Origin of the sequence: Lysinibacillus sp. 2017 (genome assembly GCF_003073375.1) — a bacterium.
In the GTDB taxonomy this organism is placed as follows: Bacteria; Bacillota; Bacilli; order Bacillales_A; family Planococcaceae; genus Solibacillus.
In genome coordinates this window covers 2,847,595-2,861,842 of record NZ_CP029002.1, presented here as the reverse complement: position 1 = coordinate 2,861,842, position 14,248 = coordinate 2,847,595, and the positions used below count along the sequence as shown (strand labels likewise).

Annotated in this window: 6 protein-coding genes, 39 tRNA genes and 2 rRNA genes; all 47 read left to right on the top strand. The window is 43.6% G+C overall.

The genetic code is table 11. The features are described 5' to 3' along the window. The first annotated feature begins 41 nt into the window (after window positions 1–41). The 47 genes from DCE79_RS14050 (at window position 42) to menB (ending at window position 14,206) form a co-directional block, all read left to right on the top strand. Window positions 42–2,969, top strand: a 23S ribosomal RNA gene (locus tag DCE79_RS14050). 99 nt (window positions 2,970–3,068) lie between these two features. Continuing rightward, window positions 3,069–3,184 (top strand): 5S ribosomal RNA (rrf, locus tag DCE79_RS14045). A 10-nt stretch (window positions 3,185–3,194) separates the two neighbouring features. Further along, window positions 3,195–3,270, top strand: a tRNA-Val gene (locus DCE79_RS14040). Between the two features lie 10 nt (window positions 3,271–3,280). Beyond that, window positions 3,281–3,356 (top strand) — tRNA-Thr (locus tag DCE79_RS14035). A gap of 7 nt (window positions 3,357–3,363) precedes the next feature. Continuing rightward, a tRNA-Lys gene (locus DCE79_RS14030) sits at window positions 3,364–3,439 on the top strand. Window positions 3,440–3,485: 46 nt separating this feature from the next. Continuing rightward, window positions 3,486–3,560 (top strand) — tRNA-Gly (locus DCE79_RS14025). 7 nt (window positions 3,561–3,567) lie between these two features. Continuing rightward, a tRNA-Leu gene (locus DCE79_RS14020) sits at window positions 3,568–3,656 on the top strand. Between the two features lie 25 nt (window positions 3,657–3,681). Next, a tRNA-Arg gene (locus tag DCE79_RS14015) sits at window positions 3,682–3,758 on the top strand. A 6-nt stretch (window positions 3,759–3,764) separates the two neighbouring features. After that, a tRNA-Pro gene (locus tag DCE79_RS14010) sits at window positions 3,765–3,841 on the top strand. Window positions 3,842–3,849: 8 nt separating this feature from the next. Next, a tRNA-Ala gene (locus tag DCE79_RS14005) sits at window positions 3,850–3,925 on the top strand. 23 nt (window positions 3,926–3,948) lie between these two features. Next, a tRNA-Met gene (locus tag DCE79_RS14000) sits at window positions 3,949–4,022 on the top strand. Between the two features lie 7 nt (window positions 4,023–4,029). Continuing rightward, window positions 4,030–4,106 (top strand) — tRNA-Ile (locus DCE79_RS13995). A gap of 22 nt (window positions 4,107–4,128) precedes the next feature. Further along, window positions 4,129–4,221 (top strand) — tRNA-Ser (locus tag DCE79_RS13990). A gap of 48 nt (window positions 4,222–4,269) precedes the next feature. Next, a tRNA-Met gene (locus DCE79_RS13985) sits at window positions 4,270–4,344 on the top strand. A 3-nt stretch (window positions 4,345–4,347) separates the two neighbouring features. Beyond that, window positions 4,348–4,423: transfer RNA gene (locus DCE79_RS13980), tRNA-Asp, on the top strand. 5 nt (window positions 4,424–4,428) lie between these two features. Further along, a tRNA-Phe gene (locus DCE79_RS13975) sits at window positions 4,429–4,504 on the top strand. A 3-nt stretch (window positions 4,505–4,507) separates the two neighbouring features. Further along, a tRNA-Gly gene (locus DCE79_RS13970) sits at window positions 4,508–4,581 on the top strand. A gap of 5 nt (window positions 4,582–4,586) precedes the next feature. After that, a tRNA-Ile gene (locus DCE79_RS13965) sits at window positions 4,587–4,663 on the top strand. A gap of 9 nt (window positions 4,664–4,672) precedes the next feature. Beyond that, window positions 4,673–4,748, top strand: a tRNA-Asn gene (locus DCE79_RS13960). Window positions 4,749–4,762: 14 nt separating this feature from the next. Beyond that, window positions 4,763–4,853 (top strand) — tRNA-Ser (locus DCE79_RS13955). Between the two features lie 2 nt (window positions 4,854–4,855). Beyond that, window positions 4,856–4,927: transfer RNA gene (locus DCE79_RS13950), tRNA-Glu, on the top strand. A gap of 952 nt (window positions 4,928–5,879) precedes the next feature. After that, window positions 5,880–5,955 (top strand) — tRNA-Val (locus DCE79_RS13945). 10 nt (window positions 5,956–5,965) lie between these two features. Beyond that, window positions 5,966–6,041 (top strand) — tRNA-Thr (locus tag DCE79_RS13940). A 7-nt stretch (window positions 6,042–6,048) separates the two neighbouring features. Then, window positions 6,049–6,124, top strand: a tRNA-Lys gene (locus tag DCE79_RS13935). 19 nt (window positions 6,125–6,143) lie between these two features. Beyond that, a tRNA-Leu gene (locus DCE79_RS13930) sits at window positions 6,144–6,228 on the top strand. Window positions 6,229–6,271: 43 nt separating this feature from the next. Next, window positions 6,272–6,346, top strand: a tRNA-Gly gene (locus tag DCE79_RS13925). Window positions 6,347–6,354: 8 nt separating this feature from the next. After that, window positions 6,355–6,443 (top strand) — tRNA-Leu (locus tag DCE79_RS13920). 25 nt (window positions 6,444–6,468) lie between these two features. Then, a tRNA-Arg gene (locus tag DCE79_RS13915) sits at window positions 6,469–6,545 on the top strand. Between the two features lie 7 nt (window positions 6,546–6,552). Continuing rightward, window positions 6,553–6,629, top strand: a tRNA-Pro gene (locus tag DCE79_RS13910). An 8-nt stretch (window positions 6,630–6,637) separates the two neighbouring features. Continuing rightward, window positions 6,638–6,713, top strand: a tRNA-Ala gene (locus tag DCE79_RS13905). Window positions 6,714–6,736: 23 nt separating this feature from the next. Next, a tRNA-Met gene (locus tag DCE79_RS13900) sits at window positions 6,737–6,810 on the top strand. 7 nt (window positions 6,811–6,817) lie between these two features. Continuing rightward, a tRNA-Ile gene (locus DCE79_RS13895) sits at window positions 6,818–6,894 on the top strand. A gap of 22 nt (window positions 6,895–6,916) precedes the next feature. Continuing rightward, window positions 6,917–7,009 (top strand) — tRNA-Ser (locus DCE79_RS13890). Between the two features lie 48 nt (window positions 7,010–7,057). Next, a tRNA-Met gene (locus DCE79_RS13885) sits at window positions 7,058–7,132 on the top strand. A gap of 3 nt (window positions 7,133–7,135) precedes the next feature. After that, a tRNA-Asp gene (locus DCE79_RS13880) sits at window positions 7,136–7,211 on the top strand. A gap of 5 nt (window positions 7,212–7,216) precedes the next feature. Further along, window positions 7,217–7,292 (top strand) — tRNA-Phe (locus DCE79_RS13875). A gap of 3 nt (window positions 7,293–7,295) precedes the next feature. Continuing rightward, window positions 7,296–7,369 (top strand) — tRNA-Gly (locus tag DCE79_RS13870). Window positions 7,370–7,374: 5 nt separating this feature from the next. Continuing rightward, window positions 7,375–7,451 (top strand) — tRNA-Ile (locus DCE79_RS13865). A 9-nt stretch (window positions 7,452–7,460) separates the two neighbouring features. Continuing rightward, window positions 7,461–7,536 (top strand) — tRNA-Asn (locus DCE79_RS13860). A 14-nt stretch (window positions 7,537–7,550) separates the two neighbouring features. After that, window positions 7,551–7,641, top strand: a tRNA-Ser gene (locus tag DCE79_RS13855). Between the two features lie 2 nt (window positions 7,642–7,643). Further along, window positions 7,644–7,715 (top strand) — tRNA-Glu (locus tag DCE79_RS13850). Window positions 7,716–7,848: 133 nt separating this feature from the next. Beyond that, window positions 7,849–8,604: a MerR family transcriptional regulator gene (locus tag DCE79_RS13845; protein ID WP_108713627.1), complete on the top strand. Its 756-nt coding sequence runs from the start codon at window positions 7,849–7,851 to the stop codon at window positions 8,602–8,604. 75 nt (window positions 8,605–8,679) lie between these two features. Then, a complete protein-coding gene (locus DCE79_RS13840) occupies window positions 8,680–9,024 on the top strand; it encodes a TraR/DksA C4-type zinc finger protein (protein WP_108713626.1) in 345 nt (114 codons plus the stop codon). A gap of 434 nt (window positions 9,025–9,458) precedes the next feature. Then, complete coding sequence (locus tag DCE79_RS13835; protein ID WP_108713625.1) at window positions 9,459–10,841, top strand: isochorismate synthase; 1,383 nt, start codon at window positions 9,459–9,461, stop codon at window positions 10,839–10,841. Further along, the gene (gene menD, locus DCE79_RS13830; protein WP_108713624.1) at window positions 10,834–12,567 is read left to right on the top strand and encodes a 2-succinyl-5-enolpyruvyl-6-hydroxy-3-cyclohexene-1-carboxylic-acid synthase; all 1,734 of its coding nucleotides are present in this window, start codon (window positions 10,834–10,836) and stop codon (window positions 12,565–12,567) included. The genes DCE79_RS13835 and menD overlap by 8 nt, the downstream gene beginning before the upstream one ends. Beyond that, the gene (gene menH / locus DCE79_RS13825) at window positions 12,549–13,361 is read left to right on the top strand and encodes a 2-succinyl-6-hydroxy-2,4-cyclohexadiene-1-carboxylate synthase (RefSeq protein WP_108713623.1); all 813 of its coding nucleotides are present in this window, start codon (window positions 12,549–12,551) and stop codon (window positions 13,359–13,361) included. Before menD ends, menH begins: the two co-directional genes overlap by 19 nt. 20 nt (window positions 13,362–13,381) lie before the next feature. Beyond that, on the top strand, window positions 13,382–14,206 hold the full coding sequence (gene menB, locus DCE79_RS13820) for a 1,4-dihydroxy-2-naphthoyl-CoA synthase (protein ID WP_108713622.1): 825 nt from the start codon (window positions 13,382–13,384) through the stop codon (window positions 14,204–14,206). Window positions 14,207–14,248: the final 42 nt, after the last annotated feature.

Below are 14,248 nucleotides of genomic sequence, written 5' to 3'. Positions count from 1 at the left end.
AAACTTAAATCTTGAACTTGTTCAAGTTTAACTAAACTTTTGGTTAAGTTAATAAGGGCGCACGGTGGATGCCTTGGCACTAGGAGTCGATGAAGGACGGCACTAACACCGATATGCCTCGGGGAGCTGTAAGTAAGCTTTGATCCGGGGATTTCCGAATGGGGGAACCCACTATCTTTAATCGGATAGTATCTACACGTGAATTCATAGCGTGATGAGGACAGACGCAGAGAACTGAAACATCTAAGTACCTGCAGGAACAGAAAGAAAATTCGATTCCCTGAGTAGCGGCGAGCGAAACGGGAAGAGCCCAAACCAAAGAGCTTGCTCTTTGGGGTTGTAGGACATTCTATACGGAGTTACAAAAGAATGAGCTAGACGAAGCGACTTGGAAAGGTCCGCGAAACAAGGTAAAAGCCCTGTAGTCAAAAGTTCATTCCCTCCAGAGTGTATCCTGAGTACGGCGGAACACGTGAAATTCCGTCGGAATCTGGGAGGACCATCTCCCAAGGCTAAATACTACCTAGTGACCGATAGTGAACCAGTACCGTGAGGGAAAGGTGAAAAGCACCCCGGAAGGGGAGTGAAATAGATCCTGAAACCGTGTGCCTACAAGTAGTTAGAGCCCGTTAATGGGTGATAGCGTGCCTTTTGTAGAATGAACCGGCGAGTTACGATTACGTGCGAGGTTAAGTTGAGAAGACGGAGCCGCAGCGAAAGCGAGTCTGAATAGGGCGAATTAGTACGTGGTCGTAGACCCGAAACCAGGTGATCTACCCATGTCCAGGGTGAAGGTGAGGTAACACTTACTGGAGGCCCGAACCCACGCATGTTGAAAAATGCGGGGATGAGGTGTGGGTAGCGGAGAAATTCCAATCGAACCTGGAGATAGCTGGTTCTCTCCGAAATAGCTTTAGGGCTAGCCTCGTGATTGAGAATACTGGAGGTAGAGCACTGTTTGGACTAGGGGCCCATCTCGGGTTACCGAATTCAGACAAACTCCGAATGCCAGATATTTATACACGGGAGTCAGACTGCGAGTGATAAGATCCGTAGTCAAAAGGGAAACAGCCCAGACCACCAGCTAAGGTCCCAAAGTAATCGTTAAGTGGAAAAGGATGTGGCGTTGCTTAGACAACCAGGATGTTGGCTTAGAAGCAGCCATCATTTAAAGAGTGCGTAATAGCTCACTGGTCGAGTGACACTGCGCCGAAAATGTATCGGGGCTAAACGATTCACCGAAGCTGTGGATGCATCCGTATGGATGCGTGGTAGGAGAGCGTTCTAAGGGCGTTGAAGTCAGACCGGAAGGACTGGTGGAGCGCTTAGAAGTGAGAATGCCGGTATGAGTAGCGAAACATGGGTGAGAATCCCATGCACCGTATGACTAAGGTTTCCTGAGGAAGGCTCGTCCGCTCAGGGTTAGTCGGGACCTAAGCCGAGGCCGATAGGCGTAGGCGATGGACAACAGGTTGATATTCCTGTACCACCTCCTCACCGTTTGAGAAATGGGGGGACGCAGTAGGATAGGGTAAGCAGAGCGTTGGTTGTCTCTGTTCAAGCAGTAAGGCGTGTATGTAGGTAAATCCGCATACTATAACGTTGAGCTGTGATGACGAGCTCGTATGAGCGAAGTTCCTGATTTCACGCTGCCAAGAAAAGCCTCTATCGAGGTGAGAGGTGCCCGTACCGCAAACCGACACAGGTAGTCGAGGAGAGAATCCTAAGGTGTGCGAGAGAACTCTCGTTAAGGAACTCGGCAAAATGACCCCGTAACTTCGGGAGAAGGGGTGCTCTTTAAGGTGAATAGCCATGAAGAGCCGCAGTGAATAGGCCCAGGCGACTGTTTAGCAAAAACACAGGTCTCTGCAAAACCGTAAGGTGACGTATAGGGGCTGACGCCTGCCCGGTGCTGGAAGGTTAAGAGGAGTGGTTAGCGCAAGCGAAGCTGCGAATTGAAGCCCCAGTAAACGGCGGCCGTAACTATAACGGTCCTAAGGTAGCGAAATTCCTTGTCGGGTAAGTTCCGACCCGCACGAAAGGCGTAACGATCTGGGCACTGTCTCAACGAGAGACTCGGTGAAATTATAGTACCTGTGAAGATGCAGGTTACCCGCGACAGGACGGAAAGACCCCGTGGAGCTTTACTGTAGCCTGATATTGAATTTTGGTACAACTTGTACAGGATAGGTAGGAGCCAGAGATTCCGGAGCGTCAGCTTCGGAGGAGGCGTCAGTGGGATACTACCCTGGTTGTATTGAACTTCTAACCCATACCCCTTAGCGGGGTAGGAGACAGTGTCAGGCGGACAGTTTGACTGGGGCGGTCGCCTCCTAAAGAGTAACGGAGGCGCCCAAAGGTTCCCTCAGAATGGTTGGAAATCATTCGAAGAGTGTAAAGGCATAAGGGAGCTTGACTGCGAGACCTACAAGTCGAGCAGGGTCGAAAGACGGGCTTAGTGATCCGGTGGTTCCGCATGGAAGGGCCATCGCTCAACGGATAAAAGCTACCCCGGGGATAACAGGCTTATCTCCCCCAAGAGTCCACATCGACGGGGAGGTTTGGCACCTCGATGTCGGCTCATCGCATCCTGGGGCTGTAGTCGGTCCCAAGGGTTGGGCTGTTCGCCCATTAAAGCGGTACGCGAGCTGGGTTCAGAACGTCGTGAGACAGTTCGGTCCCTATCCGTCGTGGGCGTAGGAAATTTGAGAGGAGCTGTCCTTAGTACGAGAGGACCGGGATGGACACACCGCTGGTGTACCAGTTGTTCTGCCAAGAGCATCGCTGGGTAGCTATGTGTGGACGGGATAAGTGCTGAAAGCATCTAAGCATGAAGCCCCCCTCAAGATGAGATTTCCCATTACGCAAGTAAGTAAGACCCCTGAAAGACGATCAGGTAGATAGGTTCGAGGTGGAAGTGTGGTGACACATGGAGCTGACGAATACTAATCGGTCGAGGACTTAACCACATTTTATTGCATAACTCAATGAAACGTTTATCCAGTTTTGAAAGAACAATTCTTTCTACATATACACGGATGTTCTTTAACATGACATCCATGTCATAGTGAAGTGATGATGGCAAAGAGGTCACACCTGTTCCCATACCGAACACAGAAGTTAAGCTCTTTAGCGCCGATGGTAGTTGGGGGTTTCCCCCTGTGAGAGTAGGACGTCGCTTCGCTAGAATATATGGAGGATTAGCTCAGCTGGGAGAGCACCTGCCTTACAAGCAGGGGGTCGGCGGTTCGAGCCCGTCATCCTCCACCATTTCTATAGTGCCGGTGTAGCTCAGTTGGTAGAGCAACTGACTTGTAATCAGTAGGTCGAGGGTTCGACTCCTTTCGCCGGCACCATTATAGAGTGCCATTAGCTCAGTTGGTAGAGCATCTGACTTTTAATCAGAGGGTCGAAGGTTCGAGTCCTTCATGGCACACCAGTTTTTAATTTCATAACTGTCAGAATAAAAATATCTTATGCATTTTGCGGAAGTAGTTCAGTGGTAGAACACCACCTTGCCAAGGTGGGGGTCGCGAGTTCGAACCTCGTCTTCCGCTCCAAAAAAATGCCGGGGTGGCGGAACTGGCAGACGCACAGGACTTAAAATCCTGCGGTGAGTGATCACCGTGCCGGTTCGATTCCGGCCCTCGGCACCATTTTTACTTTAAACAAAATAATTTAGCGCTCGTAGCTCAATTGGATAGAGCATCTGACTACGAATCAGAAGGTTGTAGGTTCAAGTCCTGTCGAGCGCACCATTTTTTCGGAATGTAGCTCAGCTTGGTAGAGCACTTGGTTTGGGACCAAGGGGTCGTAGGTTCGAATCCTGTCATTCCGACCACTATTAATGGGGCCTTAGCTCAGCTGGGAGAGCGCCTGCCTTGCACGCAGGAGGTCAGCGGTTCGATCCCGCTAGGCTCCACCATAAAGTAACCAAATAAAGATCCTGGCGGTGTAGCTCAGTTGGCTAGAGCACTCGGTTCATACCCGAAAGGTCGTGGGTTCGACTCCCTCTGCCGCCATCTTAAAGGACCTTTAGCTCAGTTGGTTAGAGCAGACGGCTCATAACCGTCCGGTCACAGGTTCGAGTCCTGTAAGGTCCACCAGTAAAACAATATATAATATTTCGGAGGTATACCCAAGTCTGGCTGAAGGGATTAGTCTTGAAAACTAACAGGCGGGTTAAACCGCGCGGGGGTTCGAATCCCTCTACCTCCTCCATTTTTAAAAAAAGCATGGTGTCTGAAAGACTCAACTAAATAGTATTGTCGCGGGGTGGAGCAGTGGTAGCTCGTCGGGCTCATAACCCGAAGGTCACAGGTTCAAGTCCTGTCCCCGCAACCAAATGGTCCCGTGGTGTAGCGGTTAACATGCCTGCCTGTCACGCAGGAGATCGCCGGTTCGATCCCGGTCGGGACCGCCATTTGTGGGTTTGTAGCTCAGTTGGTAGAGCATTAGATTGAAGCTCTAAGTGTCGGCGGTTCGATTCCGTCCAAACCCACCATATGCGGGTGTAGTTTAATGGTAAAACCTCAGCCTTCCAAGCTGATGTCGTGAGTTCGATTCTCATCACCCGCTCCAAAATAGGGCCTATAGCTCAGCTGGTTAGAGCGCACGCCTGATAAGCGTGAGGTCGATGGTTCGAGTCCATTTAGGCCCACCATAGTATTATTCCGAAGTAGCTCAGTTGGTAGAGCATCCGGCTGTTAACCGGCAGGTCGCAGGTTCGAGTCCTGCCTTCGGAGCCATTTTTATGTAAAGTGGGGAAGTACCCAAGCGGCTCAAGGGGCGCCCCTGCTAAGGGTGTAGATCGCGTAAGCGGTGCGAGGGTTCGAATCCCTCCTTCTCCGCCATTGGCCCGTTGGTCAAGCGGTTAAGACACCGCCCTTTCACGGCGGTAACACGAGTTCGATTCTCGTACGGGTCATAATAGAAAAAGCGCTAGATACAAAATTGTATCTAGCGCTTTTTCGTATAATTAAAAGTTTTTTTGAACTATTTGGTTCTGTAATATTTGTTGGGTTAGTCTTACAAATATTATATTTTTCTAATAGGTATAGATATTCCTATATATGCGCATTATTGTGTGGTGATAAGTGTGAGGAACTGGCAGCTGAACGCATAGAAGATATGAGAAATACTTTTGTTATGCGTAAGTTAAATGAGAAGATAACGCCTTTATATGACAAATTTTTATTGGGAGACTTACAAGTAGATAGTCTTTAGAAAAATGTTAAAAATTAGAGGGTCAAAAGTTTTCAGGTTATCAATGATTTTTCTAAGAGGAAGTTGAAGAAAATAATTTTTCTGAAATAACTTATAGATTTAATCGATTAGTTGAAAAGATAGAACTGGGAAATGCAACAGTTACTCGAGTAGCATTTTCAATTTACGTTGGCCGTGTTCTAAAAGAACCAAAATTAATTTTATCTGTAGTAATTGGCTATTTGTATTATGCCAAATATTTTAACATAATAAATAGTTCAAAAAGAAAAGAGAGTATATATTTTTGGATATAATTGTTTGTATTAAGAACAAGAATTATAGTTAAAATGAATGGAGAGTATTTTTTAGAAAATTGATAATTATTTATTATTTAAACGTTTTTGTAACACATTAACAGCATTTTAAATAATTATTTTTAAAAAGCACAAAACAACTATTGAAAAAATACTGCGTACATATTAAACTTTCGTTATGCCAAGAAATCGTTTTCATTAGGAGACGGAGCTAGTTAATGGCAACGATAGAAAATAATAAAAGTTTTTCTAAAAAGTTTTTAAAAACTATTGCACCATCTTAAAAAAACTGTTATTATAAATCTTGTCCTTAAGAGAAAGGACATGCGGTTATAATAATGTAACTTCAACATATCCCATGGAGGATTAGCTCAGCTGGGAGAGCACCTGCCTTACAAGCAGGGGGTCGGCGGTTCGAGCCCGTCATCCTCCACCATTTCTATAGTGCCGGTGTAGCTCAGTTGGTAGAGCAACTGACTTGTAATCAGTAGGTCGAGGGTTCGACTCCTTTCGCCGGCACCATTATAGAGTGCCATTAGCTCAGTTGGTAGAGCATCTGACTTTTAATCAGAGGGTCGAAGGTTCGAGTCCTTCATGGCACACCAGTTTTATAATATGTCTGCTGCGGGTGTGGCGGAATTGGCAGACGCACTAGACTTAGGATCTAGCGCCGCAAGGCGTGGGGGTTCGACTCCCTTCACCCGCACCATTTAATTTCATAACTGTCAGAATAAAAATATCTTATGCATTTTGCGGAAGTAGTTCAGTGGTAGAACACCACCTTGCCAAGGTGGGGGTCGCGAGTTCGAACCTCGTCTTCCGCTCCAAAAAAAATGCCGGGGTGGCGGAACTGGCAGACGCACAGGACTTAAAATCCTGCGGTGAGTGATCACCGTGCCGGTTCGATTCCGGCCCTCGGCACCATTTTTACTTTAAACAAAATAATTTAGCGCTCGTAGCTCAATTGGATAGAGCATCTGACTACGAATCAGAAGGTTGTAGGTTCAAGTCCTGTCGAGCGCACCATTTTTTTCGGAATGTAGCTCAGCTTGGTAGAGCACTTGGTTTGGGACCAAGGGGTCGTAGGTTCGAATCCTGTCATTCCGACCACTATTAATGGGGCCTTAGCTCAGCTGGGAGAGCGCCTGCCTTGCACGCAGGAGGTCAGCGGTTCGATCCCGCTAGGCTCCACCATAAAGTAACCAAATAAAGATCCTGGCGGTGTAGCTCAGTTGGCTAGAGCACTCGGTTCATACCCGAAAGGTCGTGGGTTCGACTCCCTCTGCCGCCATCTTAAAGGACCTTTAGCTCAGTTGGTTAGAGCAGACGGCTCATAACCGTCCGGTCACAGGTTCGAGTCCTGTAAGGTCCACCAGTAAAACAATATATAATATTTCGGAGGTATACCCAAGTCTGGCTGAAGGGATTAGTCTTGAAAACTAACAGGCGGGTTAAACCGCGCGGGGGTTCGAATCCCTCTACCTCCTCCATTTTAAAAAAAAGCATGGTGTCTGAAAGACTCAACTAAATAGTATTGTCGCGGGGTGGAGCAGTGGTAGCTCGTCGGGCTCATAACCCGAAGGTCACAGGTTCAAGTCCTGTCCCCGCAACCAAATGGTCCCGTGGTGTAGCGGTTAACATGCCTGCCTGTCACGCAGGAGATCGCCGGTTCGATCCCGGTCGGGACCGCCATTTGTGGGTTTGTAGCTCAGTTGGTAGAGCATTAGATTGAAGCTCTAAGTGTCGGCGGTTCGATTCCGTCCAAACCCACCATATGCGGGTGTAGTTTAATGGTAAAACCTCAGCCTTCCAAGCTGATGTCGTGAGTTCGATTCTCATCACCCGCTCCAAAATAGGGCCTATAGCTCAGCTGGTTAGAGCGCACGCCTGATAAGCGTGAGGTCGATGGTTCGAGTCCATTTAGGCCCACCATAGTATTATTCCGAAGTAGCTCAGTTGGTAGAGCATCCGGCTGTTAACCGGCAGGTCGCAGGTTCGAGTCCTGCCTTCGGAGCCATTTTTATGTAAAGTGGGGAAGTACCCAAGCGGCTCAAGGGGCGCCCCTGCTAAGGGTGTAGATCGCGTAAGCGGTGCGAGGGTTCGAATCCCTCCTTCTCCGCCATTGGCCCGTTGGTCAAGCGGTTAAGACACCGCCCTTTCACGGCGGTAACACGAGTTCGATTCTCGTACGGGTCATAATAGAAAAAACGCTAGATACAAAATTGTATCTAGCGTTTTTTCGTATAATTAAAAGTTTAAATTTTTTTGAGTTATATCGATTGACCTTTACGTTACGTTATCCTTTATTGTAATTCAAAGAGGTGATGACATGCTAATTAATGAATTAGTAAAGCTTTCGGGAGTAACTGCACGTACACTTCGTTATTATGATGAAATTGGATTGTTAAAGCCATCTAAAGTCTGGGAGAATGGTTATCGTTATTATAGTCAGGAAGATATTGATCGTTTGCAGCAAATATTATTTTATCGAGAGCTTGATTTTAAACTAGAGGAAATAAAAATGTTGCTTGATGATTCACGCTTTGACGTAAAAGTTGCATTACAAGAGCAACAAAAGCTACTCCAGAAAAAGAGAAATTATTTAGATGACCTAATCGACACGATTGAAAGAACAATTCAATCTATGGAAGGGGAAATAACTATGACAAATGAACAAAAATTTGAAAAGTTCAAAGAGCAATTAATCAATGATAACGAGCAAAAATTTGCTCAAGAAATTCGTGAAAAGTATGGAGAAGAAGAAGTATTAGCTAGTTATGGAAAGATGAAAACTATGACTGAAGGGCAATACGAGGCAGCACAACAACTTGAAAGCCAGTTATTTGAACGTTTAAAAGAAGCGATGGTACAAGGAGATGCTCAGTCCGAAATATCAATGGAAGTAGTGGAACTTCATAAACGTTGGCTGAGCTTTTATTGGACGAAGTATACAAAGGAAGCGCATGTAGGTTTAGCACAAATGTATATTAATGATGAGCGCTTTATCACTTATTACAATAGTCGAGTTGGTAATGGGGCAACGTTATTTTTACATGATGCGATTATGGCATATAGTGCGCTTTAAGGTTGGGATGAATGATTCATGTTTAAAAAATGCGAAAAAGGAAATAAATTAATAAGTTCATAAGGGGGACGTTATATGGAAAAAAAGAAACTTCAAAAGTTACGGACTGCATTGAAAGATGAATTAGCAACTTTATCAGAACATATCAATGAAGAGCCAATTGCTGAGGAATCAGAATTAACTTCAGTAGACAATCACCCAGCAGATGTGGCGACTGATTTAACGACAGTTACTACGGAAATTGCACTTGATGAATTAAAAGAAGAAGAGATGGAAAAAATACAAACGGCACTTAGGGCTATAGATGAAGAGACATATGGTAAATGCACAGAATGCGGAAAAGAAATTCCGTTTGAACGGTTAGAAGCAGTTCCTACTACGCTTACTTGCATAGAGCATGCGGAAGATGTAGAAATTTGAAAAGCTGTACGTACTAACGAATTGGTTAGTATGTACAGCTTTTTCTATTTAATAAAATATGAAATTAATAAACAAACTGCTAAAAGGAAGCTGAAGATTGCGCGTGACTGTATCATGGCGAAAAATAGTTCAAAATGAGAGTACGTGTTAAATGCCACCCTACATTAAGCTTGTGTCCGCTTCAATGACTTTTGTTATAAATAACACTCCTAACTAAAAATAATATCTAAACTATAGGAAAGTAAATGAAACAAAATGAACAGAGTGAAGCGTGAATACATGTAACGTTTGCTTGAAAAATGGTATGATGGGAAAGGCATTATTTATAGAACGAAAATAAATAAGTAAGCAAATAATTAAATTAAATAAGCACGTCAAAAACGTGATACATGCAACATACTTAGTGAATTTGCAACATGACGGAGGGAATTTTCATGCAACACAAGTGGTACAACGCCACTGAGATCGAAGTAGGCTCAAATTCAAAGCAGATTTTTTATATGGAAACGATCGAAGTAAGTCGTTTATCGGCGTTAGCATTTTTTGCTGCAGGTGAAGCGAACTATAAAGGAAAACGTAACTATTGGCAAAACCGAGAAAAAACTTTTACATTAGTTGGTTTAGGTCATGCGTATACAATTGAAAATAATGAACATAACAACCGCTTTGATGCTGTCGAAGCAGAGTGGAAAAAATTAACGAGTCAAATCGTACAGGAAGACCAGCATTTACAACCGATTTTATTTGGTGGGTTTACATTTGATCCGCAAAATGAAGTAACAGGTGAATGGGCGAATTTCCCACAAAGTTATTTTACAGTAGCAACTTATCAACTAGTGATTCGAAATGATCAAGCATTTGTGACGATAAACTTCATTACCGATAAAGCGAATAGTACAGAGGCATTTGAAGTGTTACGTAAAGAGCGTGATGCGTTAATACATGCTGCTCAAGTAAAAGAATTGAAAACGTATACAAAGCCGGTCATGAACAGCTATATGGAACCTCATAAAGAAGCCTATTTACAATCAATTGATCAAGTAACGGGCTTAATCAAAGCCAATGAGGCACAGAAGGTAGTCATTGCGCGTTCTTTAGCATTGCAGTTTGAGGAAACGATTACATCACCTCAAATTTTATCGCATGTTGTCCATGAACAACCAGAAAGCTATTTATTTGGCTTAGAGCATAACGATATGCTCTTTTATGGTGCTTCACCAGAACGTTTAGTAAAAGTAGATAATGGACATGCCTATTCTTCATGTGTTGCAGGTTCTATCAAACGCGGAAAAACAGCTGAAGAGGACAATCAATTAGGACAAAGCCTATTAAATGATATGAAAAATCGTGGAGAACATCATTATGTTGTAGAAATGATTACAGAAACATTTGAGAAAAACTGCTCACAAGTCATCGTACCAAATGGACCGAAGTTATTGAAAATACGTGACATTCAACATTTATATACGCCTGTTGAAGGGCAATTAAATGAAGAAGCAACGATTTTACAGCTTGTAAAACATTTACATCCAACACCTGCACTTGGGGGTGTACCACGTGAGCAAGCACTAGAAATGATTCGTACGTATGAACCGATGAATCGTGGGCTTTATGCTGCGCCAATTGGTTGGTTAGATGCAGATGGTAATGGTGAATTTGCAGTGGCAATTCGTTCGGCTGCACTTGTTCAAGATAAAGCCTATTTATATGCTGGCGGAGGAATTGTTGCGGATTCTGAAGCACAATCTGAGTATGAAGAAACACTTGTGAAATTTAGACCGATGTTACGAGCTTTAGGAGGACAACTACATGAATGAACGTGGAATTTTAACGAATTATGTTTATAAAATTGTGTCTACTCTTGTCCAGTCAGGCGTCCAAAATGTGGTTGTCAGTCCTGGCTCACGTTCTACACCACTTGCGTATGCCTTCGCTTCTACAAAAGAATTGGCGATGCATCGTCAAGTAGATGAGCGTGCGGCTGCCTTTTATGCTTTAGGCTTAGCGAAATCAACAGCAAAACCAGTCGTATTACTTTGTACGTCTGGAACAGCTGCAGCGAATTATTTTCCAGCGATTGTTGAAGCAAAATATGCGCGTGTACCACTAATCGTACTAACTGCGGATCGCCCACATGAACTACGTGAAGTCGGCGCACCACAAACGATCAACCAAGTACGTTTATATGGAGAAAATGTCAAATGGTCAGCAGAGTTTCCGATTCCTGATGATGCACTGCAAACATTGCCATACATTGAACACCATACTGTACGCGCGGTAAATATCGCAACGACAGCACCATTTGGACCAGTTCACTTAAATATTCCATTCCGTGAACCATTATTAATTGATTTTAATGAACAATTACCGAAGGCACATTTTGTGAAGAGCTATATGAACGAATTAGTTCCTTCAAAACAAGCTATGATGGAATTAAAAGAAATCATTGAGCACACAAAAAACGGTATTATTGTTGTTGGGGAGCTACCACTTGGTACAAATACCGAGCATTTATGGGATTTCATTCGTGAAGTGAAATGGCCTGTGATGATGGAAAGCCTATCTAATTTACGAACAGAAGTACCAGAAGACTGCCAAGCACTTGCGATTACTACATATGATGCACTAATGAAAAACGAACGCTTTAAACGCAATGTGCGACCACAAACAGTTATTCGCTTCGGCGCACAGCCAGTTTCGAAATTTTTAATGCAATTTATTACACAATCTAAACCTCAAAATTATATGATTATTGATGAAGATCCAATGTTCCGAGATTCAACGCATGTCTCGACGCATTTTATTCATGCATTACCAGGTGCTTGGTTAAGTGATATAAAAATCGAGCATACTGTTGCTGAAATGGCATATGTTGAGTTTTGGAAGATGGCGGACTTATTAGCGATTAATGAAATTGAAAAATATGCAGAACACGCATCTGATGAGGGCGCGATGGTGCAAGCAATGCTAGCTAGCCTACCAGAAGGCTCAGATATTTTTGTCAGCAGTAGTATGCCAATTCGCGATATTGATACATTTTTAACTACGACGAATAAGAATGTACAAGTATTCGCCAATCGTGGAGCAAATGGGATTGATGGTGTGACTTCGACAGCACTTGGATTTAGTCAGGGACGTAAAACACGTAAAACGTATTTATTTATTGGTGATTTAGCATTTTTACATGACGCGAATGCTTTTATTGCCACGCGTTATCAAACTTGTAATTTAACGATTGTCGTGATGAATAATGACGGTGGTGGTATTTTCTCTTATTTACCACAATCAAAAATTGAAGCACATTATGAGGATTTATTTGGTACACCAACAGCTTTAACATTTGAAAAGCTTGCGAGCATGTATGACATGGATTATGCGACGGCTACTTCATCAGAAGAATTTAGTTCAGCATTACAAGCTTCAAAACATGCTGATGTAAAATTAATCGAAGTATTTACGAACCGTGAGGACAATGTACGTGAGCACCAAGCGTTATGGACACGTATTCAAGAGGTGTTAGAGCAATGGCTCGATATGTATTAAATGACACTGAGTTTTTTGTTGAGCAGTGGAATGAAGCGGCGCAAAAAACGCTCGTGTTATTTCACGGCTTTACAGGGAGTACGAAAACTTGGCAGCATGTAGTAAAACAATTACCTACTGAATTTCGAATTATTGCCGTGGATCTAATTGGACATGGACAGAGTACTGCACCTGAAGAGGTTGAAAAGTATTCAATGCAAATGCAAATTAAAGGGTTAGAAGCACTGTTTCAACATCTGCAACTAGAAAAATTTTATTTACTAGGCTATTCAATGGGGGGACGTGTGGCACTTAGCTATACGGTACGTTACCCACATCGAATCGAGCAACTACTATTAGAGAGTGCGTCCCCTGGTTTAGCGTTAGACGAAGAACGAAGCGCAAGGAAACGTGCGGATGAAGTATTAGCTGAAAAAATCATGCAAAGCGGGATACATTCATTTGTAGAAAAGTGGGAAAACATTCCGCTTTTTGCAACTCAAAAGCAGCTGCCACAACAAGTGAAACAGGAAATTCGTGAGGAACGTCTAGCACAACGAGCAATTGGTTTAGCGAATAGTTTGCGCGGTATGGGCACAGGTGTGATGCCATCATTATGGGAGGCACTTGCTTCACTTAATATGCCCGTAACATTAATTACGGGAGCGCTTGATGAAAAATTCATTAAATTAAATGAACAGATGGTCAAATTGCTTCCTCAATCAAAACACGTCATAATTCCAGCAGTTGGTCATGCAATTCATGTGGAAAATCCGACAAAGTTTGCTACAATAGTAAAGGAATCGATTTCATAATTAATTAGGGGGATAACTCGATGACAAAACAACGTCTATGGACTTCATTACATACGTATGAAGACATTAAATACGAATTCTATAACGGTATCGCAAAAATTACGATCAACCGTCCAGAAGTACGTAACGCATTCCGTCCAAAAACAACAGCGGAAATGATTGACGCTTTCACACGTGCACGTGATGATGCGCGTATTGGTACAATTATTTTGACAGGTGAAGGAGATCTTGCATTCTGCTCAGGCGGCGACCAAAAAGTTCGCGGTAACGGCGGTTATGTAGGTGATGATAACATCCCTCGCTTAAACGTATTAGATTTACAAACTTTAATCCGTAAAATTCCAAAACCAGTAGTAGCAATGGTTGCAGGTTATGCAATCGGTGGTGGACACGTATTACACGTAGTATGTGATTTAACAATCGCTGCAGAAAACGCGCGATTCGGTCAAACTGGACCAAACGTTGGCTCATTCGACGCTGGTTACGGCTCTGGCTATTTAGCACGTATCGTAGGTCACAAAAAGGCGCGTGAAATCTGGTACTTATGCCGTCAATACGACGCACAAGAAGCGCTTGATATGGGCTTAGTAAACACAGTTGTACCTTTAGATCAATTAGAAGATGAAACAGTTAAATGGTGTGAAGAAATGCTTACTAAATCACCAACTGCACTTCGTTTCTTAAAAGCTGCTATGAACGCAGATACAGACGGTTTAGCGGGTATTCAACAGCTTGCTGGTGATGCTACACTTCTTTACTACACAACTGATGAAGCAAAAGAAGGTCGCGATGCATTCAAAGAGAAACGTCAACCTGACTTCGGTCAATTCCCACGTTTCCCTTGATTTTAGATGATTTCATACGGAAAGAGCATACTTTATGTGTGC

Excerpts from the sequence above, each read along its gene's own strand:
- DCE79_RS13845 (WP_108713627.1), top strand. The coding sequence starts at position 7,849 with ATGCTAATTAATGAATTAGTAAAGCTTTCGGGAGTAACTGCACGTACA.
- DCE79_RS13840 (WP_108713626.1), top strand. The coding sequence starts at position 8,680 with ATGGAAAAAAAGAAACTTCAAAAGTTACGGACTGCATTGAAAGATGAA.
- DCE79_RS13835 (WP_108713625.1), top strand. The coding sequence starts at position 9,459 with ATGCAACACAAGTGGTACAACGCCACTGAGATCGAAGTAGGCTCAAAT.
- menD (WP_108713624.1), top strand. The coding sequence starts at position 10,834 with ATGAATGAACGTGGAATTTTAACGAATTATGTTTATAAAATTGTGTCT.
- menH (WP_108713623.1), top strand. The coding sequence starts at position 12,549 with ATGGCTCGATATGTATTAAATGACACTGAGTTTTTTGTTGAGCAGTGG.
- menB (WP_108713622.1), top strand. The coding sequence starts at position 13,382 with ATGACAAAACAACGTCTATGGACTTCATTACATACGTATGAAGACATT.